At 38.5% G+C, this 22820-nt stretch carries 25 protein-coding genes and 1 other annotated feature; of the genes, 13 read left to right on the forward strand and 12 right to left on the reverse strand.

The window, feature by feature from the left end; all coding sequences use genetic code 11:
* Nucleotides 1–94 precede the first annotated feature (94 nt).
* Nucleotides 95–1720, reverse strand: coding sequence for a phosphoglycerate dehydrogenase (gene serA, locus AC6CH1_RS12545; RefSeq protein ID WP_251690405.1), 1626 nt, complete (start codon nt 1718–1720; stop codon nt 95–97).
* A gap of 75 nt (nt 1721–1795) precedes the next feature.
* Nucleotides 1796–2041 (reverse strand) — a binding site (T-box leader).
* Nucleotides 2042–2417: 376 nt separating this feature from the next.
* Between serA and AC6CH1_RS12550 the strand changes: the two genes are divergently transcribed.
* The 3 genes from AC6CH1_RS12550 (at nt 2418) to AC6CH1_RS12560 (ending at nt 6247) form a co-directional block, all read left to right on the forward strand.
* Entirely contained in the window at nt 2418–4103 is a 1686-nt protein-coding gene (locus AC6CH1_RS12550) for an FAD-binding dehydrogenase (RefSeq protein WP_498317821.1), read from the forward strand.
* 66 nt (nt 4104–4169) lie between these two features.
* Nucleotides 4170–4952, forward strand: coding sequence for an enoyl-CoA hydratase (locus AC6CH1_RS12555; RefSeq protein WP_427713340.1), 783 nt, complete (start codon nt 4170–4172; stop codon nt 4950–4952).
* Between the two features lie 125 nt (nt 4953–5077).
* Nucleotides 5078–6247 carry a hypothetical protein gene (locus tag AC6CH1_RS12560; RefSeq protein WP_498317823.1) on the forward strand — a complete coding sequence of 390 codons (1170 nt, stop codon included), beginning with the start codon at nt 5078–5080 and terminating at the stop codon, nt 6245–6247.
* A gap of 106 nt (nt 6248–6353) precedes the next feature.
* On the opposite strand, the gene AC6CH1_RS12565 is transcribed toward AC6CH1_RS12560, so the two are convergent.
* Nucleotides 6354–6539, reverse strand: a complete 186-nt coding sequence (locus AC6CH1_RS12565; RefSeq protein WP_008406474.1) for a YhzD family protein — start codon at nt 6537–6539, stop codon at nt 6354–6356.
* 281 nt (nt 6540–6820) lie between these two features.
* On the opposite strand from AC6CH1_RS12565, the gene yhaM reads away from it, so the two are divergent.
* Entirely contained in the window at nt 6821–7756 is a 936-nt protein-coding gene (gene yhaM / locus AC6CH1_RS12570; RefSeq protein WP_339173491.1) for a 3'-5' exoribonuclease YhaM, read from the forward strand.
* A gap of 248 nt (nt 7757–8004) precedes the next feature.
* Here yhaM and serC read toward each other — a convergent pair whose 3' ends face one another.
* Nucleotides 8005–9102, reverse strand: a complete 1098-nt coding sequence (gene serC / locus AC6CH1_RS12575; RefSeq protein WP_427713346.1) for a 3-phosphoserine/phosphohydroxythreonine transaminase — start codon at nt 9100–9102, stop codon at nt 8005–8007.
* Nucleotides 9103–9351: 249 nt separating this feature from the next.
* Between serC and AC6CH1_RS12580 the strand changes: the two genes are divergently transcribed.
* Entirely contained in the window at nt 9352–9690 is a 339-nt protein-coding gene (locus tag AC6CH1_RS12580) for a zinc ribbon domain-containing protein YjdM (RefSeq protein ID WP_251690394.1), read from the forward strand.
* A 45-nt stretch (nt 9691–9735) separates the two neighbouring features.
* Here AC6CH1_RS12580 and AC6CH1_RS12585 read toward each other — a convergent pair whose 3' ends face one another.
* Complete coding sequence (locus AC6CH1_RS12585; protein ID WP_498317826.1) at nt 9736–10584, reverse strand: peptidylprolyl isomerase; 849 nt, start codon at nt 10582–10584, stop codon at nt 9736–9738.
* A 147-nt stretch (nt 10585–10731) separates the two neighbouring features.
* Between AC6CH1_RS12585 and AC6CH1_RS12590 the strand changes: the two genes are divergently transcribed.
* Complete coding sequence (locus AC6CH1_RS12590; protein WP_008406467.1) at nt 10732–10842, forward strand: YjcZ family sporulation protein; 111 nt, start codon at nt 10732–10734, stop codon at nt 10840–10842.
* Nucleotides 10843–10938: 96 nt separating this feature from the next.
* On the opposite strand, the gene AC6CH1_RS12595 is transcribed toward AC6CH1_RS12590, so the two are convergent.
* The 5 genes from AC6CH1_RS12595 to AC6CH1_RS12615 form a co-directional block, all read right to left on the reverse strand.
* Nucleotides 10939–11124: a hypothetical protein gene (locus AC6CH1_RS12595; protein WP_079524475.1), complete on the reverse strand. Its 186-nt coding sequence runs from the start codon at nt 11122–11124 to the stop codon at nt 10939–10941.
* A 34-nt stretch (nt 11125–11158) separates the two neighbouring features.
* Entirely contained in the window at nt 11159–11698 is a 540-nt protein-coding gene (locus AC6CH1_RS12600; protein ID WP_251690392.1) for a DUF3267 domain-containing protein, read from the reverse strand.
* Between the two features lie 140 nt (nt 11699–11838).
* A complete protein-coding gene (locus tag AC6CH1_RS12605) occupies nt 11839–12402 on the reverse strand; it encodes an HTH-type transcriptional regulator Hpr (protein WP_251690456.1) in 564 nt (187 codons plus the stop codon).
* Nucleotides 12403–12585: 183 nt separating this feature from the next.
* Entirely contained in the window at nt 12586–12954 is a 369-nt protein-coding gene (locus tag AC6CH1_RS12610; protein ID WP_251690390.1) for a YtxH domain-containing protein, read from the reverse strand.
* A 180-nt stretch (nt 12955–13134) separates the two neighbouring features.
* Nucleotides 13135–13554 (reverse strand): HIT family protein, encoded by a 420-nt coding sequence (locus AC6CH1_RS12615; RefSeq protein ID WP_008406458.1) that lies wholly within the window; start codon nt 13552–13554, stop codon nt 13135–13137.
* 309 nt (nt 13555–13863) lie between these two features.
* On the opposite strand from AC6CH1_RS12615, the gene AC6CH1_RS12620 reads away from it, so the two are divergent.
* A complete protein-coding gene (locus AC6CH1_RS12620) occupies nt 13864–14613 on the forward strand; it encodes an ABC transporter ATP-binding protein (protein ID WP_251690388.1) in 750 nt (249 codons plus the stop codon).
* Nucleotides 14597–15775 carry an ABC transporter permease gene (locus tag AC6CH1_RS12625; protein WP_498317829.1) on the forward strand — a complete coding sequence of 393 codons (1179 nt, stop codon included), beginning with the start codon at nt 14597–14599 and terminating at the stop codon, nt 15773–15775. Before AC6CH1_RS12620 ends, AC6CH1_RS12625 begins: the two co-directional genes overlap by 17 nt.
* A gap of 64 nt (nt 15776–15839) precedes the next feature.
* On the opposite strand, the gene AC6CH1_RS12630 is transcribed toward AC6CH1_RS12625, so the two are convergent.
* The 3 genes from AC6CH1_RS12630 to AC6CH1_RS12640 all read right to left on the reverse strand — a co-directional run bounded on the left by AC6CH1_RS12630 (nt 15840) and on the right by AC6CH1_RS12640 (nt 17544).
* Nucleotides 15840–16367, reverse strand: a complete 528-nt coding sequence (locus AC6CH1_RS12630; protein ID WP_014822746.1) for a chromate transporter — start codon at nt 16365–16367, stop codon at nt 15840–15842.
* Entirely contained in the window at nt 16364–16915 is a 552-nt protein-coding gene (locus tag AC6CH1_RS12635) for a chromate transporter (RefSeq protein WP_008406451.1), read from the reverse strand. Before AC6CH1_RS12635 ends, AC6CH1_RS12630 begins: the two co-directional genes overlap by 4 nt.
* A 122-nt stretch (nt 16916–17037) precedes the next feature.
* Complete coding sequence (locus AC6CH1_RS12640) at nt 17038–17544, reverse strand: Target of RNAIII-activating protein (protein ID WP_251690380.1); 507 nt, start codon at nt 17542–17544, stop codon at nt 17038–17040.
* A gap of 211 nt (nt 17545–17755) precedes the next feature.
* On the opposite strand from AC6CH1_RS12640, the gene hemE reads away from it, so the two are divergent.
* The 5 genes from hemE to AC6CH1_RS12665 all read left to right on the forward strand — a co-directional run bounded on the left by hemE (nt 17756) and on the right by AC6CH1_RS12665 (nt 22793).
* Nucleotides 17756–18817, forward strand: coding sequence for a uroporphyrinogen decarboxylase (gene hemE, locus AC6CH1_RS12645; protein WP_251690378.1), 1062 nt, complete (start codon nt 17756–17758; stop codon nt 18815–18817).
* Nucleotides 18818–19052: 235 nt separating this feature from the next.
* Nucleotides 19053–19985: a ferrochelatase gene (gene hemH, locus AC6CH1_RS12650; protein ID WP_251690373.1), complete on the forward strand. Its 933-nt coding sequence runs from the start codon at nt 19053–19055 to the stop codon at nt 19983–19985.
* 12 nt (nt 19986–19997) lie between these two features.
* Nucleotides 19998–21431 carry a protoporphyrinogen oxidase gene (hemY, locus tag AC6CH1_RS12655; RefSeq protein WP_251690371.1) on the forward strand — a complete coding sequence of 478 codons (1434 nt, stop codon included), beginning with the start codon at nt 19998–20000 and terminating at the stop codon, nt 21429–21431.
* Between the two features lie 209 nt (nt 21432–21640).
* Complete coding sequence (locus AC6CH1_RS12660; protein WP_498317832.1) at nt 21641–22132, forward strand: FixH family protein; 492 nt, start codon at nt 21641–21643, stop codon at nt 22130–22132.
* A gap of 85 nt (nt 22133–22217) precedes the next feature.
* A complete protein-coding gene (locus tag AC6CH1_RS12665; RefSeq protein WP_251690368.1) occupies nt 22218–22793 on the forward strand; it encodes a TetR/AcrR family transcriptional regulator in 576 nt (191 codons plus the stop codon).
* The last annotated feature ends 27 nt before the right edge of the window (nt 22794–22820 follow it).

The raw sequence follows: 22820 nt of genomic DNA on the forward strand, positions 1-22820 counted from the left end.
AATCGTCCTTTAAACTTATGTATGCGAATGGGGAATATGTTAAAACAAAAAACTACTGATGAAGGAAATTTTCGTTCATCAGTAGTAGGAATGATTAAAGTGAAATGGCTTTTACTTCATCAATATTTTCAAGTTGTGCTACAAAAATTAAATCTTCTGTTGTTACTTCATTATCTACGACAAGCATCATGACTGCAGAGCCGCCGATTTGATCGCGACCTACTTGCATTGTTGCGATATTGATATCTTTTTCTGCCAGCTTAGTAGCTACACGGCCGATTGAACCTGGCTTATCTTGGTTTTTAATGTAAAGCAGGTTGCCGTTAGGAATAACATCCACTACGAAACCTTCCACTTTAACGATGCGGGCACCAAGACCATTTAATAACGTACCAGCTACAGTATGTTTTTCTGTTTCTGTCACGATTTCGACCGTAATTAAATTTGTGAAGCCTTTAGCAGTTGTTGTTTTATGCTCATTAATTTGAATGCCGATACGCTCAGCCAAGTAACGTGCATTTACATCATTTACGTGAGAGCCGTGGTTCGTTGAAAGCAGACCTTTAATAGCATTTGCTGTTAATGGGCGTACATCAAAGTTAGCGACTTCACCAGCGTAAGAAATGTTCAATTGTTTGATGCTTTCTTCTGTAACCTGAATTAAAAACTTACCAAGCTTTTCAGCTAATGCGAAGAATGGCTCTACTTCCGCAAGCTTTTCTTTCGGAATAGATGGCATGTTTACCGGATTTGTTACAGTACCTGTTTTAAAGAACTTAATAATATCGTTTGATACGTCGACTGCTACTGATTCCTGTGCTTCCACTGTAGATGCACCTAAGTGAGGTGTTGCAATCACTTGCGGCAATGTTAACAGTTTATGGTCTGTTGCGGGCTCTTGTACGAATACATCTAGTGCAGCACCAGCTACTTTACCTTCAACAATCGCATCGTATAAATCATCTTCGTTAATGATACCGCCGCGAGCACAGTTGATAATACGGACACCGTCTTTCATAATGGCAAAGCGTTCTTTGTTAATGATGTTACGAGTTTCAGGTAAAAGTGGTGTATGAACTGTTACAAAGTCGGCTGCAGCACATACTTCGTCAACAGTACCTTTTGTAATACCTAATTCTTTTGCACGCTCTTCAGTTAAAAATGGGTCATAGGCGATCACGTCCATACGTTGACCTTTTGCACGGTAAGCCACTTCAGCACCGATACGGCCCATCCCAATTACACCTAATGTTTTGTTTTTAAGTTCAACCCCAACATAAGATTTACGATCCCATTTACCATTCTTTAATGTGTTGAATGCTTGTGGAATAAAGCGGGCAAGTGATGTCATCATTGCGATTGTATGCTCAGCCGCAGAGTTCGTGTTCCCGTCTGGAGCGTTTACAACAATAATTCCGTACTCTGTCGCGGCATTTAAATCGATGTTATCAACACCTACACCGGCACGCCCGATTAACTTCAAGTTTTTCGCTGCTTCAATAACTTCGCGTGTAACAGTTGTTTGAGAGCGGACAAGTAATACATCCACATCTGCAATTCGAGCGATTAATTGTTCTGGAGATAATCCTGTATCGACGATGATGTTTAAATTTAATTCTGTTTCTTGACGAAGCGGGAAAATCCCGTCATCACTTAGTGGATCTGCAATGAATACGTTGATTGTTTTTGTTGCCTTTTCGATTAATTGTGTTGCTGTCATAATAATCTCTCCTTAAATTTCACTATTATTTTTAAATTACTATACAAAAAAAGCCTTCCGTCCCTTACGAATAACGTAAGGGGCGAAAGGCATTCAATAAACAAATCGCGGTACCACCCTTATTCGTTGCCGACTATTTGAAAAAATAGTCATACAACCTTATCAATATGCGTAACGTGCATGGGACGGAATAACTTACTTGGGATTTTCGGCTATTCTATTCAAGAGTGGAACTTATTTAGCGTATACACTGGTTTACACCGACCACCAGCTCTCTTTGCTATACAAAACTAAATAGTATGTCTCTATCACAATAGTTTTTCGTTTTTAAATTTGATAACATCATAAACCTGATTGTTCATCTTTGTCAACGGAATTTTCAAAATTAATAAATAATTAGTGAATTAATTAGCGGATATATGGTTGTTTCACGAACTATATTTAGGGTTTCTAAATTTAATGTTCGTAATTTAGGAAAAGTATGAAAGCGCTAACGATATTGATTTAAAGGGATTTGTTTGAATTTACAGAAAAATAATGATTTGTAGAATTCATCGGAAAAATAACGGTTTTACTATTTCACTAAAATTTTCCCTTGTTTAAATTTTCAATGCTTTAAAGAAAAATAATAAAGAAGGTGAAATAAAAAATACCACGAAATTGTATAACATATGCACTGACAAAGGGGGAGTAGAAAATGCATTATGATGCAATCGTAATTGGAGCGGGGTTAGCAGGATTAACTGCGGTTTGTCAGCTCATAGATGCGCAAAAAAAGGTATTGCTTGTTGATCAAGAGCCCGAAAATTCAATCGGAGGTCAGGCATTTTGGTCATTTGGGGGACTGTTTTTAGTAGATACCCCTGAACAAAGAAGGTTGGGTATAAAAGACAGTAAGGAGCTCGCATGGCAAGATTGGCGCGGTTCTGCAGGATTCGACCGGTTAGAGGATGAAGATTACTGGGCATATGAATGGGCAAAGGCCTATGTAGATTTTGCAGCGGGAGAAAAATATGATTGGCTAAAATCACAGGGCATTCAATTTTTCCCGGTTGTTGGCTGGGCAGAGCGTGGGGGTGCTTTAGCAGGCGGACATGGGAATTCGGTTCCCCGCTTTCATATCGTTTGGGGAACTGGACCCGCGATTGTAGAGGCATTTTCGAATAAAGTATTGGAAGCTTCGGAAAGTGGTTTAATCGATTATTTGCCACGTCACCAAGTAACGGATTTAATGACTGAAGATGGTGCAGTTACCGGCATTCAAGGCAATATTTTAGAAAATAGTATCATTCGCCGCGGGGAAGAAAGTTCAAGAGAAGTCATCGGAACATTTGAATATACAGCAGATGCTGTCGTAGTAGCTAGCGGTGGCATCGGAGCAAATTTAGAACTTATCAAAGAAAATTGGCCGTCACGACTAGGTCTTCCACCGGAAAATATGGTGTCCGGCGTACCTGCATTTGTTGATGGGAAAATGCTCGAAATTACCGAGCGGGCAGGCGGACGGATCGTCAATCGAGACCGGATGTGGCATTATACGGAAGGGTTGAAAAACTGGGATCCGATATGGAAAAACCATGGGATTCGTATATTACCCGGACCGTCATCGATGTGGTTTGATGCAACAGGAAACCGATTTAAAGCACCGAACTTTCCCGGTTTTGATACCCTCAGCACACTAGAAGCAATTCAAAAAACAGGGTATGACTATTCCTGGTTTATTTTGACGGAAAAAATAATTGAAAAGGAATTTGCATTATCCGGTTCTGAGCAAAATATGGATCTGACAAATAAAAGCATAAAGGACGTGCTGAAGCGTGTTTTACCAGGGCCGCCTAAAGCCGTTCAGGCATTCAAAGAAAACGGGGAAGACTTTGTCATAGCGGATAGTTTAAAAGATTTAGTGGATGGTATGAATAAACTGGCAGGTAATGACTTGCTTGATTTTATGCAAATTAAAGAGCAGATTTTAGCGCGGGACCGTGAAATCGAAAATCTCTTCTCAAAAGATGCACAAATTAATGCTATGCATGGAGCGAGAAACTATATCGGTGATAAATTGATCCGTGCAGCCAAGCCCCACAAAATTTTGGATCCAAAAGCTGGACCGTTAATTGCCGTACGCTTAAATATACTCACAAGAAAAACATTAGGGGGATTACAAACCGATTTAAACGGGCAAGTAATAAATGACGAGGGCAACCCTGTTCAAGGACTCTTTGCGGCAGGAGAAGTCAGTGGCTTTGGTGGCGGTGGGGTACATGGTTACCGCTCATTAGAAGGGACGTTTTTAGGAGGATGCTTATTTACTGGATTGCAGGTCGGTAAATATTTATCCAATTATAAGCCGGTACCGAACAAAGCTAAAGTGTTAGAAGTATGAAAATAAAGGAGATATGAAGTCATTTGTCGAAATGAATGATTATTCATAAATAAGGGGTGTATACAATTGAACTTTGAAACAATTAACTTGGAAATTGCGGAGCGAAAAGCAACATTAACATTAAATCGCCCAAATGCTATGAATGCAATGGATTTTACGATGATGCGCGAGTTGGCGGATTGCTTTGAAGCGCTACATAATGAAAAGGATGTTCAAATTCTTATCATTAGAGGGGAAGGGAGAGTCTTCTCTGCTGGTGGCGATGTAAAAATGATGGTTTCATCAGACGACTTTTCTGATTTTGGAACAATTATGGAAGACATTTCACGTTTAGTGAAGGCTTACTATACACTTCCGATGATTACGATTGCACAAATTCATGGAGCTGCAGCCGGTTTAGGATTTAGTCTGGCATTAGGAAGCGATATCATCGTTGCGGAGCAATCTAGTAAATTAGCGATGAACTTTATCGGAATCGGTTTAGTTCCTGACGGTGCAGGACACTTCTTTATGAAGGAACGTCTCGGGACACCAAAAGCAAAGCAAATGATATGGGAAGGAAAAGTGTTAAGCGGCGATGAAGCGTTAACATTAGGACTCATTGATTATAATGTGGAAGATGGTCAGGCACTAGTAACAGTTGACCAACTTGTTGGCAAGCTGTTAGCATCACCAATTTTGGCGAAGATTGAAACTAAGCTGATATTGCATAATGCGAACTTGCCTGTGTTAGAGCAGATATTGGAAGGCGAATCGGCAGGACAGGTGAAAATGCGCCAAACACAAGACCATTTAGAAGGTATTCAGGCTTTCGTTGGAAAGAGAATGCCGCAATTTGAAGGAAAGTAAATAATATCGGAGGATGCTGGTGAAACAACGCTGGCTCCTTCTTTTTTATTGGGAAATAAAATATTACTGTACAACATTACCGAATGCTTATATGATAGTGAAAGACGAAAAATGGAGGTAACTTCATGGACCAAATTTGGCTATCAAACAACCGGCGACAAATCGTACACAATGTGTATTGTCCCAATGTAAATGATGCGATTGCAATTTGCGAAATTGAACTAAAACAGCTAGATCAGGAACAAAGTAATTACTTGGAAGTTCCTTTTGAGCAATATAATGAAATACATGCACATTTTAATAATAGCGATATTATTAAACAAGGTGCATTCACATATGAGCAAGTTCGTCACATATTAGATGCTGGAAATATCCATAATCTAGTCATTGATGAAAGAGGCTGCATCGATTTTAAGAAAGAAACGATCGGAATGAGTACCGCAATTTCTTTCGCCCAAAGTAAGTGGAATGGTGCAGAACGAGGTACCGCAGTTGAAAATGCTGTACTGACAGGTTTAACAGTTATAGGAGAGCCATTTGCTGAAGAAATTATTGAAAAGCAAATCGACAACCTGAATATTGTTGACCATATTGAGCTGGATGAAGGTATTGCAAGTGCCGTAAAGAAAAACGGTGCAAAAGCAGTAGTGAAGAGGATGGCTAGTACGGCCACGAAAAAGGCGATGTACAGCTCTGTTATAGCTAAAAAAGCTATCACATTACTGAATGCAAATGTTGTAACAGGAGCAATCGTAACAGGTGTCATGTCGAGCGTCGATATAATTCGCGCAATTAAAAAGCAGATGTCTCCGGCACAGCTATTTAAAAATATTTCCAAAACGGCTGCAAGTGTTGCAGGGAGTATTATTGGTTTAATCGTAGGTGGAGGAGTCGGCTTATCGATTCCGAATGTTAGTACAACTGTCATTAGCTTAATCGGCGGGATCATCGGTCTTATTATAGGGAGTATATTGACGACGACGCTTGTCAAAAAAGTGCTTGATCTATTTATAAAAGATGATGCCGTTAAAATGCTGGAGATCTTTAATGAGGAGCTTGTCAATTTAGTAGAGCAATATTTATTAAATGAAAAAGAACTTCAACTAGTGTTAAGCGATTTTAATGAAATGTATAATATGCAGGAAGAGTTCCGGAAGATGTATGCTACTGAAGATCGTGTGATGTATGCACGATGTATGATTGAAAAGGAATTGAATCGTATTGTAAGGCTGCGCATGTATTTGCAAGTACCAACAAATGAAGAGCTCTATGGGGCGATCAAACGTTTAGTATAATAAAGAGGTGCCCTGAATTTCAGGGCACCTCTTATTTATCCCGCATAGGCGGAAGATCAACTACCGGTAAAAGCCGGATTGATAGTTTCATTATGTACGTTTAATTTTAAACGTGGAATAAAATTAATTTACCTGATGAGTTTACTAATCGGTGTGTTTTCTCAGCAATACCTTTTTCTTCGATTTGCTTTTGACCTTCGATTTTTGCAGCATCATCGTTTGCGAAATTCCACACTTCATCAAATAATGTTTCCCCAGTTTTTTCAAATGCAGTAAAACGATAATTCTCCATTTAAACCACCCTTTATAAGCAAGATAATATAATTATACTAGAAATTTTCCGAAAATTCACGAAGCAGCTATCATTATTCGAGAAATATTTGCAGTTTATGAACTGTTCATGAACATTTTAATTCATCGAAATTTACCCGGATTTTTGGGTTGCTAAACGCTATTTTGTGAAAAAAATTCAGCTTTCGGTAACGGAGGAGCAATTGATAGTCTTTTAATCGATAAATAACGCATATACATGTTACAATAAATTGTAATAGAGTTATAAAGGGGCGATTGCTTGTGAATGGAATTACAAAACTCCAACCTGGTGAACAAGTGGACCAATATTTATTGATAAAAGAAGCAAAAAAAGGCGTAACGACTGTCGGTAAGCCTTTTATGTCACTAATTTTACAGGATCGTAGCGGCGATATTGAAGCGAAGCTATGGGATACAAACGAGGAACATGAAAATCTATACCGTGCGCAGGTTATTGTGAAAGTTGGGGGAGAGATTCACGACTATCGTGGAAAAAACCAACTGCGTGTGAAACAAATCCGACCTGCACGTGATGAGGAAGGCGTTCAAATCAGCGATCTTTTGCCAACGTCTGCGGTGCCAAAGGAACAATTATTTGAAGAGCTGACACAGTACTTCTTTCAAATTCAAAATCCGAATATCTCGCGTATTACACGCAATCTTACAAAAAAATATCAAGATCAAATACTGATTTACCCTGCGGCAACTAAAAATCACCATGACTATGCGTCAGGCTTACTTGATCATGTTGTATCGATGCTTAAATTAAGTGAGGCGATTTGTGATCTATATCCAACGCTGAACCGTGATTTATTATATGCAGGGGTTATTTTACATGATATCGGTAAGGTCATTGAGCTGAGCGGTCCGGTAGGTACTATGTATACGGTGGAAGGCAACTTGCTTGGTCATATTTCGATTATGGTCAATGAAATTGGTCAAGCTGCCAATGAGCTGAAAATCGAAGGAGAAGAAGTGATGCTGCTTCAACATTTAGTGTTGTCACATCACGGAAAAGAAGAGTGGGGCAGCCCGAAAAAGCCTATGATTCAGGAAGCGGAAATTCTGCACTATATTGATAATATCGATGCGAAGATGAATATGCTGACACGTGCCCTTGATAAAACGAAGCCTGGTGAATTTACAGAGCGTCTATTCCCATTAGATAACCGTTCATTCTACAAACCGATGATTTAAGCTGAAAATTTAGTTGTTCGGAGTGAAGGCGGCGACTCCCAGGGGAAAAGCACGTGGGAGAGACTTGGAACAAAAGCTAGGAGCGCCACGTCCTGTGGCAACGCTTTTGTGACCAACATCGTTTTGGCCTCGTGCCCCCAGGAAAGCGTCCGCCGTAACGGAGAACAATGTATAAAGAGCAGGAACTAAATAAGGCCGTTCAAATTCTAAAAATTTGAACGGCCTTTAATTATGAGTTATGGTACTTGTTATTGATTATCCTGCTGGAATTTCAACATGAAATCAGCAAGGGCTTTGCATGTTTCGACTGGGACAGCGTTGTAAGTAGAAGCGCGGCAGCCTCCTACAGAACGGTGACCGTTTAAACCGACAAATCCGGCTGTTTTTGCTTCAGCAAGGAACTTTTTCTCCAGCTCTTCATCTGCTACACGGAACGTAATGTTCATCAATGAACGTGAATCTTCAGTTGCATGCCCGTAGTAGAAGCCGTTCGAATTGTCGATTACATCATAAATAAACTTCGCCTTTTCTTCATTACGCTGCTCGATCGCTTCTAAGCCACCTTCAGCTTTCACCCATTTTAATACTTCGCCTAACATATAAATACCGAAAGTAGGAGGCGTATTGTACAACGAGTTATTTTTAGAATGTGTTGCGTATTTCAGCATTGTCGGGATATTTGAATTTGCTTTTTCAAGAAAATCTTTACGGATGATGACAACAGTTACACCTGAAGGACCTAAGTTTTTCTGTGCACCTGCATAAATCATGGCAAAATTCGATACATCAATTTTCTTCGATAAAATATCAGAAGACATGTCCGCAATTAGTGGAAGGTCACCAGTAGTCGGGAATGTTTTCCATTGTGTCCCGAAAATTGTATTGTTTGATGTTAAGTGAAGGTATGCTGTATCTTCATCGATTTGGATATCTGAAAGTGCCGGGATATTTTTGTAGTTATTGCTTTTTGAGCTTGCTGCCTCTACAGGTGTCCCGAATAGCTTCGCTTCTGCAAAGGCTTTTTCTGACCATGCACCTGTTTGGATATAGCTCGCCTTTTGACCTTCACTTAAGAAGTTCATTGGAATCATTGAAAATTGAAGGCTTGCTCCGCCTTGTAAAAATAGTACTTCATAGTTTTCAGGGATTTCATATAATTGGCGTAAATTTGCAATCGCTTCATTATGTACTTCTTCAAATGCAGCGCTACGGTGGCTTAATTCCATTACAGACATACCAGTACCTTTAAAATCTACTAGCTCTGCCTGTGCTTTTTGTAAAACTTCTAATGGTAATGCCGATGGACCAGCATTAAAGTTAAATGCGCGTTTAGTTGTTACTGTCAATGCAATCACTCCTGAATTTTAGAATTAGAATATAAATTGATAATATACTCTTTCCGAACAAATATGTGAAAATTCTTGAAATTATTTTTTTAATAGTCATAAAAGAGAAGAACTTATAGAAAATTTATAGATTTTTGTCACAAAGGAAAAGGGAATGTTCGTGTTTTGAGCATATTTACTTTTATAACCTTGTTTATAAACAGGAACTATGCGAGTATAGAGGGGATGAAATACAGGAGGTAAATAAAAATGGAACAATTACCGAAATGCCCGGAATGCGGATCAGAGTATACGTATGAAGATGGACAAAATTATGTGTGCCCGGAATGTGCGCATGAATGGTCTCAAGCAGTTGAAACAGTGCAAGAAGAAGGATTAGTCGTTCGTGATGTAAACGGTAACCTGTTGGCTGATGGTGATACCGTAACAGTTGTAAAGGATTTAAAAGTAAAGGGAAGCTCCTCTACGCTAAAAATCGGTACACGTGTTAAAAACATTCGACTTGTAGAAGGCGACCACAATATTGATTGTAAAATCGACGGGTTTGGTGCAATGAAGCTGAAATCGGAATTCGTAAAGAAAAACTAAAAAATGCGAGACCCGTTTGTGGGTCTCGCATTCATATGTCAACGATTATTCAGCTTTGAAGCCTGAAAATGCGTCTTTTAAATCTTCGTCTTTAACTTTTACATCAGCATCGTTGATTAACTCTGCCATTTTCGTGTTCCAATCAGCTTTTGTAGCTGCAATTGACTCACGGATTTCTTCTTTTTTGTCTTCAAGTTTACCGTAATCTTTAACATCACGTTTTTCAGTCACTTGAATAATGTGGAAACCATGTTCAGATTGTACAGGCTCGCTGATTTCATCGATTTCCAATGCATATGCAGCATCGTTGAATTCAGGCACCATTGTACCTACTGTAAACCAACCTAAATCTCCGCCTTGTGCTCCAGAACCAGGATCAGTTGAGAATTCTTTCGCTAGTTTAGCAAAATCTTCTCCAGCATCTAATTTAGCTTTGATTTCTTTTGCAGTCTCTTCATCTTCCACTAAAATGTGGCGAGCGTTTAATTCTTGAGATGCTTGGTTGTAGTACTTTTCGATTTCCTCGTCAGTTACTTCAACATCTTTTAAAGCTTTCTCTTGTAACAATGTGAAACGAATATTTGTTTTTAACGTTTCTTCCGTTAAATTGCTTTGTGCTAAAACAGACTCATAGCTCTCGCCATACTGCTCTTTTACACCCTTCAATTCTTCTTCGATTTCTTCATCTGTTACTTTATATTTATCGTTTAAAATCTGTTCAACTACTACTTGTTGCAGTAATTGGTCACCTGCGATGTCCTTCATTGAATTATAAAATTCTTCTTGAGTGATATCGCCTACACTTGTTGATACGACAACTTCATCTCCAGGATTACTGCATGCAGCTAAACCGATTGAAGCAGCAACTGTTAATGCAAAAATGGTCTTTTTCATTTGAATACGCTCCTAACTTAACTTTAATGCACTTGTAACTATAACATAAACGATTTAAAAACAAAATGGTTGCATGTGAAGAGTGCCTAAGTTTTGTATCAACAGGTGCATACGATATTGAGAGAAAGAGAGAAGGGAGGTGGCAATATGGGTGGCGGAGGTTACAATGGCGGCGGCTCAGGCTACGGCTCTGGCTTTGCTTTATTAGTTGTGTTGTTTATCTTATTAATTATTGTAGGTGCAGCTTTCATCTACTAAGAAAGAAAGGTGTGTTAAAAGTCTTTACGGCTTTTAACACACCTTTTCCAATTATTAAAGTATGGACAAAAAAATTATTACATAAATAAAATTTTTTTAAACGGCTAGCAGTACTTCAACGTACATGCTTACAAGTAAAATTGTAATCAGTACATTAATCGTACGGAAAATTTTTGGCTGTTTTTCTTCTGGAATTTCACGTCGACTGCATAGCGCCGCAGTCATTCGATTTATTTGGAATAAGTATATTACTGAGAATAAGATCACAACAAGTAGTAACAAATTTATTCCTCCCCTCTAAAGCATCAATAAAAACCTAAATATCAAGCGGAACTAAAATTTCATAACCTCTTGGCGTTTCTTCAATTATAGCATTGTTTGGTGCATACATTAAATTTTTCACATATAAAAAATCCATAAGACATATACAGCAGTGAAATGCGAGCAAACCACTGAAATAATGCGCATATTCAGGATAGTAAATGCCCCCAGCGATCAATGCAGCATTAATAACGATAAAAGGTGTTACGAGTGCAAAAAGGTAAGACTTTTTTGGAATGCCGTTTTGCAGGCGCATCCGGACAACCGGCATGAGATGTTGAATTTTAAAGCGAATGACGAGTGATTTTCTATGTTGAAACAGAGCGAAATAATGTATTAATTTATGCATAGGATAAATAAAAGGTATTACTAATAAAACTAACCATAAATGTCGATCGATATGCTTACCGTTAAAATTAAAACTAAATGCAATGTATGAAAAGCAAAATACAAGGACGAAAAGAGTGATTGCCAATAATACAAGTCTTCCCGTACCATACTCTCGCTCAATGTTGATCGTTTTCCAACAATGCATGTGAGCCCCCCTAAAATATTATGGAAAAGGACGTATAATGCTTTTCCATTAACGAAACATTATTAAACATAAAACTAACTATAATAAATAAAAAAAGAAATGTCATCAATTTAAATTGGCGACATTTCTTACTGGGAGTTTTATAAAGTTGTAGTGATTGATGGCTTACCTTTGTCATCAATTGTTTCTTTAAAGTTAAAGAAAGAACGTTCAAATATTTCGATGAAGTCATCCCCGTAAATATTGCGAATAACAGCCATTACATCTAAAAACTCAGGGAAACGTCCGTATAGTTCTTTTAATGGCAATGCGCCTGTTAAAATCGTATGTTCTGTATCGTGATAATGATCGTACATACGTAGAATGAGTTCTGCGCCTTTATCAGTTAACTCAACATATGTATTACGTTTGTCTTCATCACGTTTTGAGAAAGTTAGTAATCCACGTTCTTCTAATTTTTTTGAAAAGTTGAAAGCGGTAGATACATGCATGACACCAAATTTAGCTACATCTGAAATGGAGGCACCTTTCAAATGATATGAAATCCATAAAATATGGTGTTCATTAATATTTAAATCAAAAGGTTTAATCCATGTTTGCCAATCTTTTTCGATAGCTTTCCATAGTGCTTTCGAAAGTTGTGCGACTCTTTGGCTAAATAACATAGCCTCTCGTTGTGAGTATAAATCTTCTGTCAAAGCAATCACCTTCTTCTTTCATTTACATTTTAAAATTATTATAGCAATAAAAGAAAAGAGTTTAAAGTTAGAAAAATGGAATAATTCAACATTGGTTGATTTATGCTATAAAAAGATAATTTTGGGATTAAATTGACCGTTTTCAAACTTTAATGTAGTTCTAAAGTTATATTGGTGAATCGCTGTTCATTACTCGTTATTTCTATTTGAAGGTATATTTTTCTCGATTTCACTTATAGAATTCTGTAATTTCTCGATTTCTTGTTTTAAATTTATTGCTTCCGGTTCTATCTGGGTTTTGAAATTTGCGAAATTATCCTTTAATTCATTTACTATACTAGGCATACTATTTTGTACTTCTGCCTTTAAAGTTGTAATCGATTGCTTGACGTTATTTAGTTCATGTTGTACGTCTTGGAGCTTTGATGTGGCCTTTTTAGTATTCTCCAATAAGTTTTGTCGTAAAGCTGTCCCTGATTGCGGTGCTGTAAATAAAATAACAGCCGCACCGCCAACGATGCCAGTTGTAATACCTAGTAAAAATGATTTTGCTTTCATATTGATAACCTCACTTTATTTATATTTGTTATCCAAATCTTTTTCCAAATCCATGTTCCAATAAACATTGGAAAGATTGGGCGGGGAAGTAATAAAAGAAAAACCAGCATTTTCATAGATGAAAAAGATGCTGGCCATAGTCTCCTCATACAGTCGTGTAAATATAACTGATAGGAGCAATTATAAGTGTGATTTAATTTCCTCAGAAAGTGTCGACAGCACATCTGGCGGGAATTCCTGTGAACGACCATTCCAGTTGACAACTAGTCCATCTTTTTCGTCATAGCGGGGAACGAGATGCAGATGGTAATGGAAAACGGTTTGGCCTGCTTCAGCACCGTTATTATTAATCGTATTCATACCAGCCGGGTTAAAAGCAGCTTTAATGGCATTAGCCACTTTCGGGGCAGCAGCATATAAATTACGTGCTACATCTTCTGACATTTCAAATAGATCTTTACAATGTGTTTTCGGGATTAACAGTGTATGGCCTTTTGTTAATGGGGCAATGTCCATGAAGGCAAAAGTATGCTCGTCCTCATAAACTTTAATACTTGGAATTTCACCGGCAATGATTTTGCAAAATAAGCAATCACTCATCTTATTTATCGCTCCTTTTTTATTTTTGATTTTCACCATTAGAAGTTAGAAAATAATGTTATTGTAAGTTATGTGGAGTACAGGGCGGCAATTCCGTTGGAAAGCATCCGCCAACAATAAAAATCAACTGTACCACCCCAATTTATGGTGAAGATACTATTATTTTTCTTTATTCTATCATAGATTATTCGGAAAACTACTTTCTTATATGAAGGATTTACTTTTTGTTCTTTGAATTGAGTGTTGCATTCAGTGTTCAATTTTATTCGCTTTTGATAAACTAAATTTTAGAAAAGAGGAGTGACGACTGTGACAATTTTACAACTGCAAAATGTAACAGGTGGTTATACGAGAAAGCCTGTGATTCAAGATTTATCATTTGAAATTAACAAAGGAGAGCTCGTTGGATTAATCGGCCTTAACGGTGCTGGGAAAAGTACGACGATCAAGCATATTATTGGCACGCTCTTACCGCGCTCTGGAGAAATTCGTTTAAACGGTGTGACGTTAAAGGGAAATTTGGACAAGTACCGATCAAGCTTCTCCTATATTCCGGAAACACCCGTACTATATGAAGAATTAACATTAAAAGAACATTTACAATTAACGGCAATGGCCTATGGTTTAGATGAGAGAACATTGGAAGAACGCTCTGAAGTTTTATTGAAGGAATTCCGTATGGAAAAGCGATTAAATTGGTTCCCTTCGCACTTTTCTAAAGGGATGCGCCAGAAGGTAATGATTATGTGCGCATTTTTAGTCGATCCAAGTTTATATATTATCGATGAGCCGTTTGTCGGTTTAGACCCGCTCGGCATTCAGTCATTGCTTGATCAAATGGATGATAAAAAACGTGCAGGGGCATCGATTTTAATGTCGACACATATTTTATCGACTGCAGAAAAACATTGTGACCGCATCATCTTACTTCATGAAGGACGTGTTCGTGCACAAGGAACAATGAATGATTTGCGCAAAGCGTTCAATATGCCGACTGCGACACTGGATGATTTGTATATTGCAATGACAAAGGAGCAGGACAATGAACAGCATGCATAGTGTATGGGCTAAGCGCTTCGAGCATTACATCGGCGAAGTGATGAAGTATATGCGCTTCGTCTTTACAGGGCATATTGCGATTGTCCTTGTCTTTATCGCAGGGGCAGGGGGATATCAGTACAGTGAATGGCTGAAGGTCGTGCAGCCTGATTTTCCGGCAGAGTGGCTCATTGCCCTTGTAATCGGGTTCTTAGTTGCATTAAGTAGACCTGTCACATTGCTGAAAGAACCCGATCAAGTATACTTATTGCCGCTAGAAAGCCAAATGCCGAACTATTTCAAAAAGGCGATGAACTGGACGTTTTGGTCACAGCTATTGTTGCCGGTCGTTCTGTATATTATAACGATTCCGTTATTGAAAGAAGTTACGACACTTAGCGTAGCTGAAATTTGGCTGACAGCTCTATTTATCGCGGTGCTGAAATTTATTAATGTGCGCGCCGAATTCAATTACCGTTATGCAAATCGTGGGAATGCCATTGTACTCGACCGATTTGTGCGGGCGATCGTGTCGATTATCGGGATTCAAATGACATTGACAGACGGTTTGCTGGGCATCGTATTTCTTATTATGATGACTTATTATACATTTACATTGAAGAAAAAAGTGCAGGACAATCCAGTGCCTTACGAACATTTTATTAAGCTTGAGCAAAACCGCATGATGCGTTTTTACCGTTTTGCCAACTACTTCACAGATGTCCCGCATTTAAAGGGCTCTGTAAAACGTCGTGCATGGCTGGATATTGCGTATAAAGCAATCAGCTATAAAAAGGAAAATACACAGGCATATTTAATTTACCGCACGTTTATCCGTACAGATGACCATTTTTATTTATGGGTACGGTTAACAGCAATTTCAGCTGTTGTAGCCATGTTTATTACAATTCCGTTTGTAACTTGGATTGTTGCAGGAGCACTTGCATTTGCGACAACGCTTCAGCTTAAGTATGCACTTATGTCAGCAGGGGATTTCCGAATGGACATGCTTTACCCGATTCCCCGTGATACGAGAAAGCAGGCTGTCGCAAAACTGCTTCGTCAATTGAGCATTGTACAGGCTATTATTGTGACACTGTGTGCAGTAATGCAGCCACAGTTTTATTTCATTCCGATTGTCATTATTGCAGTCAGTGAACTGACGATGAGAATGTCAAAATAATAAATAGAATTGTAAAACAAATAAGGCACCCATTTTCTAGAGCGAAAATGGGTGCCTATTATGTTTATAACAAGAATCCGCCAATTAATAATCCGGCGGCGATTACTATAATAGAAGGAACTTTGAATTTTTCCAGAGCAATATAGCTGCCGACAATCATTAAAATCGTTGGAATCAGTTTATTTGATTCATAGGAAGACTTGGCGAAATCGAATGTTAATGTAATTAATAATACGGCAATTGCAGGTAATACAAAGCTTGATAACCGCATTACTTTAGGCGAATCTCTATATTTTTGTAGAAGATTCAAAAGTGTAATCATTAAAATCAGGGTGGGGGCTACTGTCGCAAATAACGCTATAATACTCCCTAAAATACCACCAACTTCAAAGCCGATATAACCCGCCATCTTCGTTGCGATAGGACCGGGCAATGAATTTGCCAAAGCAAGAAACTCACTGAATTCACTTTGGGTCATCCATTCATACCTGTCTACCACTTCATGTTCAATTAACGGGATTGAAGCAGGCCCGCCTCCGTATGCCAAAAGGTTCGGTATTAAAAATGCAATAAAAAGCTCCCAAAATATCATTGTTCTTTTCCTCCTTTATTGGGCAATGCCAGCGCCAATATTAAGAGGGAACCGATGATAATCCCAGGGTGGAGATCGAATACAACAATCGTTATAAAACTGAACACGAAAATAATTGCGCTGATTTTTAGACCTAAAGCTTTATGCGATTTCTTTAAAAAGTCAAATGCATAAATCCCCATCATCACTGTCACAATGGGGATGACGCCATTAGACATGTTGTTGATAAAGTCAGAGTTACTGAATTGGTTTAATGAATTTAATAATAAAATAATTAATAGTACAGTAGGCATAACCGAAGCAAACAGAGCGTTAATTAATCCGAGAAAACCGCCTATACGGTAACCAATGTAGCCTGCCATCTTTGTAGCAATTGGACCAGGCAATGTGTTTCCAATCGATAACACATCTGAAAAGTCATCATCTGTCATAAGTTTATATTTTTCAACTACTTCTTTATGAAGCAATGGAATGATTGTCGGACCTCCCCCGAATCCAAGAATTCCTGAAACAAAGAAAGCTTTAAACAACTGAATTTGTATTTTCACATAATAACCGCCTTTTGTTTAGTGAGAAGCAGAATAGTTCGGAAAACGAAATATTTTCTAAATATGTATTATTTTATATAAAAATGCTACGAAACACAATCGTAGCATTTTTTATAAAAGCATTATTCTTTTGAAGCTGCACTATATGTCGTAATATAGGATGATGAGTTAAACATCGACTGTAGCACTTGTGTCGTGCCTTCAAAGATAGGGGCAAATGAAGTCTTATACTCATTGCTGGCTTTCCAGACTTCATAAGAAGCAGGCCCGCCCCATTGAATAATAAATAAATAGGTTTCTGCTTTAATCGGACGCAGTAAACGATAGGCAATTACAGCGTCATTGGAGTTCAAAGCAGGGATGACATCGAGAGCTTTTTTCTCGAAAACCGGGCGCTCATCTGACATAATGGGCATATTGAAAAAAGTATAATAGCCCTTTTGTGTAAACTGTCCATCTTGAGCAATAACTTCAAACTTGCGGGGTACTGCGAAAATAGATTTGTTCTCTGTTTCATGCAACACCACTGAATTACCATTTCCGTGTAATAAAATTAAAGGGTGCTGTGGATTTTTTGTGATTAAATTTTCCATATAGTCAGGTGTTCCTGAAGTTACATAAAAATTCATATATACCGACCTCCTTACACTATTATTTCCATTTATAAAGATATTCAAGCCATTTGTCAAAAAGTTCTATAGCAGAAAAGACAAATTCATGACATTTATTGAAGAAATCTATACAATTATTTATGAAAAGTTTATAGTCGATGATGGATATCAATGACGTTTTTGAGTTATAAAATAAAAAAGAATTTACTTTAAGGGGTAGAAATCAAAAATGATGAAATTTAATGACACATTATTACGTGCTGCTCGCGGTGAGCAAGTTGAACATACACCAGTTTGGTTTATGCGCCAGGCAGGCCGTTCACAGCCAGAATATCGTGAAATAAAAGAAAAATATTCATTAGAAGAGATTACAATGCAGCCGGAGTTATGTGCATATGTGACGCGTTTACCTGTTGATCAATACAATGTAGATGCAGCGATTCTTTATAAAGATATTGTTACCCCTTTACCAGGAATGGGAATTGATGTAAAAATAAAAGCGGGAATCGGTCCGGTTATTTCAAATCCTATCCGTTCAGCAGCTGATGTAGAAAACTTACGTGATTTCAACGCACAAGAGCATACACCTTACGTGCTAGAGACAATTAAAATGTTAACGACAGAACAGTTAAATGTTCCGTTAATCGGTTTTGGCGGTGCTCCGTTTACGCTTGCGAGCTATATGATCGAAGGCGGCCCAAGCAAAAACTATGCTAAAACAAAATCATTCATGGTTTCACAGCCAAAAGCATGGTTTGCTTTAATGGAAAAACTGGCTGATATGATTATTGTGGATATTACAGCGCAAGTAGAAGCTGGTGCAAAGGCAATCCAAATTTTCGATTCTTGGGTTGGTGCATTAAATGTAGAAGATTACCGAATTTTTATCAAGCCGACGATGACACGCATTTTTGCTGAATTGCGCGCATTAAATGTACCGTTAATCCAATTTGGTGTAGGTGCATCACATTTAGTAAAAGAATGGCATGACCTGCCAGTTGATGTAGTAGGTTTGGACTGGCGTTTACCGATCCGTGAAGCAGAATCTCGCGGCGTAACAAAAGCGGTACAAGGGAACTTGGATCCTACATTATTACTTGCTGACTGGAATGTAATCGAAGCACGAGCGAAAGATATTGTGGATCAAGGATTAGCACATACAGGCGGACATATTTTCAACTTAGGCCACGGTGTCTTCCCAGAAGTAGATCCAGCTGTATTAAAACGACTAACAACATTTGTACACGAATACAGTCGCGAACAAATTGCAAAACGTTCAATACAACAATAAATTTAATTTGATTATTCACCGGTGAAGGTGAGAAAACTATATAGATGAAAAGTTGATTGGAATGGAGGGGAGGCGACTCCAGCGGGAACAGTACGACGCCTGAGACTACAGGCTCTGGCCGTGCCCGCGGAAAACGTCCGACCCGGAATGTAAATCAACCCCTTATTAAGATGAAGAATCTTTAATAACTTACTAAAAAAGAAACGTGTTAAAAAACATGCAGAGGTGAACTTACATGAAAGAAGTACGCGGGTTATTAGTAATGGCTTATGGTACGCCATATAAAGAAGAAGATATCGAACGTTATTACACACATATTCGTCATGGCCGTAAACCGAGCCAGGAACATTTGGACGACTTAACAGAACGTTACCGTGCAATCGGCGGTATTTCTCCGCTTGCGAAAATGACGGAAGCACAAGCCCATGCATTATGTGCACGTTTGAACGAAGTACAGGACGAAGTGGAATATAAAGTATTTATCGGCTTAAAGCATATTGAACCATTTGTAGAAGATGCAGTAGAAGCAATGGTGAAAGAAGGGATCACTGAAGCGGTATCAATCGTTTTAGCACCACACTTCTCAACTTTCTCTATTAAATCGTACAATGGACGAGCAAAGGAAGCTGCTGAAAAATTAGGCGGTACGTTAAATATCACTTCTGTTGAAGCATGGTATGACGAGCCTAAATTCATTGAATTCTGGAAAAATGCCGTGAATGGCGAGTTGGCAAAAATGACAGAAGAAGAGCGCGCAAATGCTTGCTTAATCGTGTCCAACCACTCATTGCCGGAAAAAATTAAGCTTGCGGGCGATCCGTATGAAGAGCAGTTAATCGAAACAGCACGTTTAATTGAAGAGGCTTCTGATATTGTGAATGTTGAAGTAGGCTGGCAGTCAGCCGGACAAACACCAGAGCCATGGCTAGGACCGGATGTACAGGACTTAACGAAGGAATTATTTGAGCAAAAAGGTTATAAAGCATTCATCTATACACCAGTAGGATTTGTTACTGAGCATTTAGAAGTGCTATATGATAATGATATTGAGTGTAAAGTTGTTTGTGACGAAATCGGTGCAAGCTACTATCGCCCGACAATGCCAAATACACATCCTTTATTCATTGATGCAATGGTAGATGCTATCAATAAAAAATTAGCGAAATAGTAGAGAGTGATGATGAGGGTGACTTTAAAAAGGAACAAGGTTGTTATCGTTGGCGGTGGCATCACTGGTTTAACGACGGCATACTATTTACAGCAAAAAACGAAGGCGCATAATTTACCGATAGACATCGTGCTGATCGAAGCGTCACTACGTTTAGGTGGTAAAATCCATACAGTACGTCAAAATGGATATATTATCGAACGTGGGCCTGAATCGTTTTTTGATACAGGTAGCAGTGTCCGAAAGTTGGCACGTGATTTAAATATCGAACATGAGATGATTCAAAATAATTATGGTCGAACATTCATCGCAGTTGGTAGCAAGTTGCACCAAATTCCGAGTAATATCCTGCTCGGAGGGTCACCTAAAATCCTCCCGTTCATGAAATCGAATGTTCTATCTCTAATGGGGAAATTCCGCGCAGCAGGGGATTTGTTATTACCGAAATTACCGCATGCGGCAGACGAACCGATTAGTGAATTTTTCAATCGACGCTTTGGTAAAGAGGTTGTAGAAAATTTAGTTGAGCCGGTGTTGGCAGGTACATTTGCAGGTGATATCGACCATCTTAGCATGCAATCGATGTTCCCGCAGTTTTATCAGTTGGAAAAGGATTATCGCAGTTTGCTGCTCGGTATGAAAAAAACCGGTAAAGGTATTTACGCACTCGTTGACACTCCAGGTGAACTACATTATGAATCATTTGAAAACGGGCTGGAATCATTAATTGAAACTTTGGAAAATGCTTTAACCGATGTAACGATTTTAAAAGGTTTGAAAGTGAATTCCATTGAAAAAAATAATGATGATACTCATCTTATTGAATTGAATGATGGGACGTCCATTCAATCAAATAATATCATTGTAACGACACCGTTTAATGTAACGAAAAGAATTTTCCCGGACTCTGTAACAATGCAGCAAGTTCCGGATATGAATTATGCTACAATCGCAACGGTTACGATGGCATTTGAAAAAGGTTCGATGCAAAAATATGAAGATGCACTTAACTTCTTCGTTTCACGCAATAGTCATTTTGCCATTACAAGCTGTACGTGGAGTCACCGGAAATGGGATAATGTTTCCCCGGATGGCCATGAACTACTTAGGGTATACATTGGCCGTGTAGGGGATGAATCGATTGTAGAGCTCTCCGACAGTGAAATTGAAAAAATCGTATTGCAGGATTTGGAACGGGCGGTAGGTTTAGATGCCCAGCCATTGTTGACGACAGTTGCACGCTGGAAGGAAGCAATGCCTCAATATACAATTGGTCATGAGTCTCGTATGTCAACTATGAAAAAACAGTTTTATCAAGAGTTTCCGAATGTCTTATTAACAGGAAGCTCCTATGAGGGAATTAGTATTCCGGACTGTGTTTTACAAGGAAGAAATACAGCCGAGCAATTACTCAACCAGTTGGCCGAATCAAAATTAGCAATGTAACAACAATTCAATAGACTAGTTGAACGACATGCTGTATTAAAAGTGAACCGCTTTTAATGCAGCATTTCTCGTTTGAAGAGTTTCCGAATGGTTCACAAATTTATCTTAATTATAGTAATGCATCTGTCCGGATTTTTTAGTACGCTAATAAGGATGGAGAAAAGATTGCAATAAATTACATAATTATAGCAAGGATGGGAGATTTCACGATGAAAAAATGGTTTTACAGTTTAGTTGCAGTACCTTTTTTGTTAGTTGGGTGTGGGGATGATCCAAAAGTGGAGACACTTGATACTGCCGAGGTACCGGCAATTGTAGATGTACATATTCAAACGGCTGAACAATTGAATGCTGGGGAAACGATTCAGCTTGCGGCACGTGTGACTCAAGATGATGAAGCGGTAAATGATGCGAAAGAAGTGAAGTTTGAAGTATGGGAATCTGGCCTTCGCGATGAAGGGGAGATGCTGGACGGAGAACTGACAGAAGACGGAATCTATGTCGCTGACTATACGTTTGACCATGATGGCGTATACTATATGTTTGCCCATACGACGGCGCGCGGTATGCACGTGATGCCAAAGCAGGAGCTGATTGTCGGCAACCCAGATATGAGCAAAGTGCTGGAAGATACAAGTTCTAATTCGATGGAACATGACGAAGAAATTACAGAAGAAAAAGAAGACGATCATAACCATTAAATATTGCAATATAAGAAAATGGGTGTATAATAGTGACTGAATGACCGAAGTGTTCATTTGGTCACTTTTTTGAGGAGGTGGATTTATGGATCGTCGACATGAAATTTTATTAGCTGCTACAAAATCTTTCACATTATTTGGATATAAAGCGACAACGATTGAACAAGTTGCTAAAATTGCAAATGTAGGAAAAGGGACTATTTATACTTTTTTTAAAAATAAAGAAGAGCTGTTTCAGGAAGTTGTATTCCATTTAATCGGTGAAATGAAGCGTGAAACAGATCAGCTAATCGATGCAAATGCGAGCTTTATGCAAAATGCCCATACAGCATTGATGAAAATGCTGCAATTCCGTGAGCGTCATTTACTGTTTGCCAAACTAATAGAAGAGGAAACAGCACTTGGAACTCCTGAAGTACAGCAGATGCTGTTGAAAATCGAGTCGGAAATCATTTCTTACGTCTCGATGCGTATTCGTAATGGCATTGCAAAAGATGAGGTTATTGACTGTAATCCTGAGCATGTGGCTTTTTTATTATTTAAATCGTATTTGGCTTTTATTGTAGACTGGCAGTTGACACATAAAGAACCACTCAACGAACAAGAAATTCTGACATTATTCAGCGAAACCATTTTCCGTGGTTTGGCAAAGAAAAAGTAGCAGTCACTTCCTGGTGAAGTGGTTTCT

Source organism: Solibacillus sp. GQ1, assembly GCF_059758555.1.

Excerpts from the sequence above, each read along its gene's own strand:
- serA (WP_251690405.1), bottom strand. The coding sequence starts at position 1,720 with ATGACAGCAACACAATTAATCGAAAAGGCAACAAAAACAATCAACGTA.
- AC6CH1_RS12550 (WP_498317821.1), top strand. The coding sequence starts at position 2,418 with ATGCATTATGATGCAATCGTAATTGGAGCGGGGTTAGCAGGATTAACT.
- AC6CH1_RS12560 (WP_498317823.1), top strand. The coding sequence starts at position 5,078 with ATGGACCAAATTTGGCTATCAAACAACCGGCGACAAATCGTACACAAT.
- AC6CH1_RS12565 (WP_008406474.1), bottom strand. The coding sequence starts at position 6,539 with ATGGAGAATTATCGTTTTACTGCATTTGAAAAAACTGGGGAAACATTA.
- AC6CH1_RS12580 (WP_251690394.1), top strand. The coding sequence starts at position 9,352 with ATGGAACAATTACCGAAATGCCCGGAATGCGGATCAGAGTATACGTAT.
- AC6CH1_RS12585 (WP_498317826.1), bottom strand. The coding sequence starts at position 10,584 with ATGAAAAAGACCATTTTTGCATTAACAGTTGCTGCTTCAATCGGTTTA.
- AC6CH1_RS12590 (WP_008406467.1), top strand. The coding sequence starts at position 10,732 with ATGGGTGGCGGAGGTTACAATGGCGGCGGCTCAGGCTACGGCTCTGGC.
- AC6CH1_RS12600 (WP_251690392.1), bottom strand. The coding sequence starts at position 11,698 with ATGCATTGTTGGAAAACGATCAACATTGAGCGAGAGTATGGTACGGGA.
- AC6CH1_RS12610 (WP_251690390.1), bottom strand. The coding sequence starts at position 12,954 with ATGAAAGCAAAATCATTTTTACTAGGTATTACAACTGGCATCGTTGGC.
- AC6CH1_RS12615 (WP_008406458.1), bottom strand. The coding sequence starts at position 13,554 with ATGAGTGATTGCTTATTTTGCAAAATCATTGCCGGTGAAATTCCAAGT.
- AC6CH1_RS12625 (WP_498317829.1), top strand. The coding sequence starts at position 14,597 with ATGAACAGCATGCATAGTGTATGGGCTAAGCGCTTCGAGCATTACATC.
- AC6CH1_RS12630 (WP_014822746.1), bottom strand. The coding sequence starts at position 16,367 with ATGATATTTTGGGAGCTTTTTATTGCATTTTTAATACCGAACCTTTTG.
- AC6CH1_RS12640 (WP_251690380.1), bottom strand. The coding sequence starts at position 17,544 with ATGAATTTTTATGTAACTTCAGGAACACCTGACTATATGGAAAATTTA.
- hemE (WP_251690378.1), top strand. The coding sequence starts at position 17,756 with ATGATGAAATTTAATGACACATTATTACGTGCTGCTCGCGGTGAGCAA.
- hemH (WP_251690373.1), top strand. The coding sequence starts at position 19,053 with ATGAAAGAAGTACGCGGGTTATTAGTAATGGCTTATGGTACGCCATAT.
- hemY (WP_251690371.1), top strand. The coding sequence starts at position 19,998 with ATGAGGGTGACTTTAAAAAGGAACAAGGTTGTTATCGTTGGCGGTGGC.
- AC6CH1_RS12660 (WP_498317832.1), top strand. The coding sequence starts at position 21,641 with ATGAAAAAATGGTTTTACAGTTTAGTTGCAGTACCTTTTTTGTTAGTT.
- AC6CH1_RS12665 (WP_251690368.1), top strand. The coding sequence starts at position 22,218 with ATGGATCGTCGACATGAAATTTTATTAGCTGCTACAAAATCTTTCACA.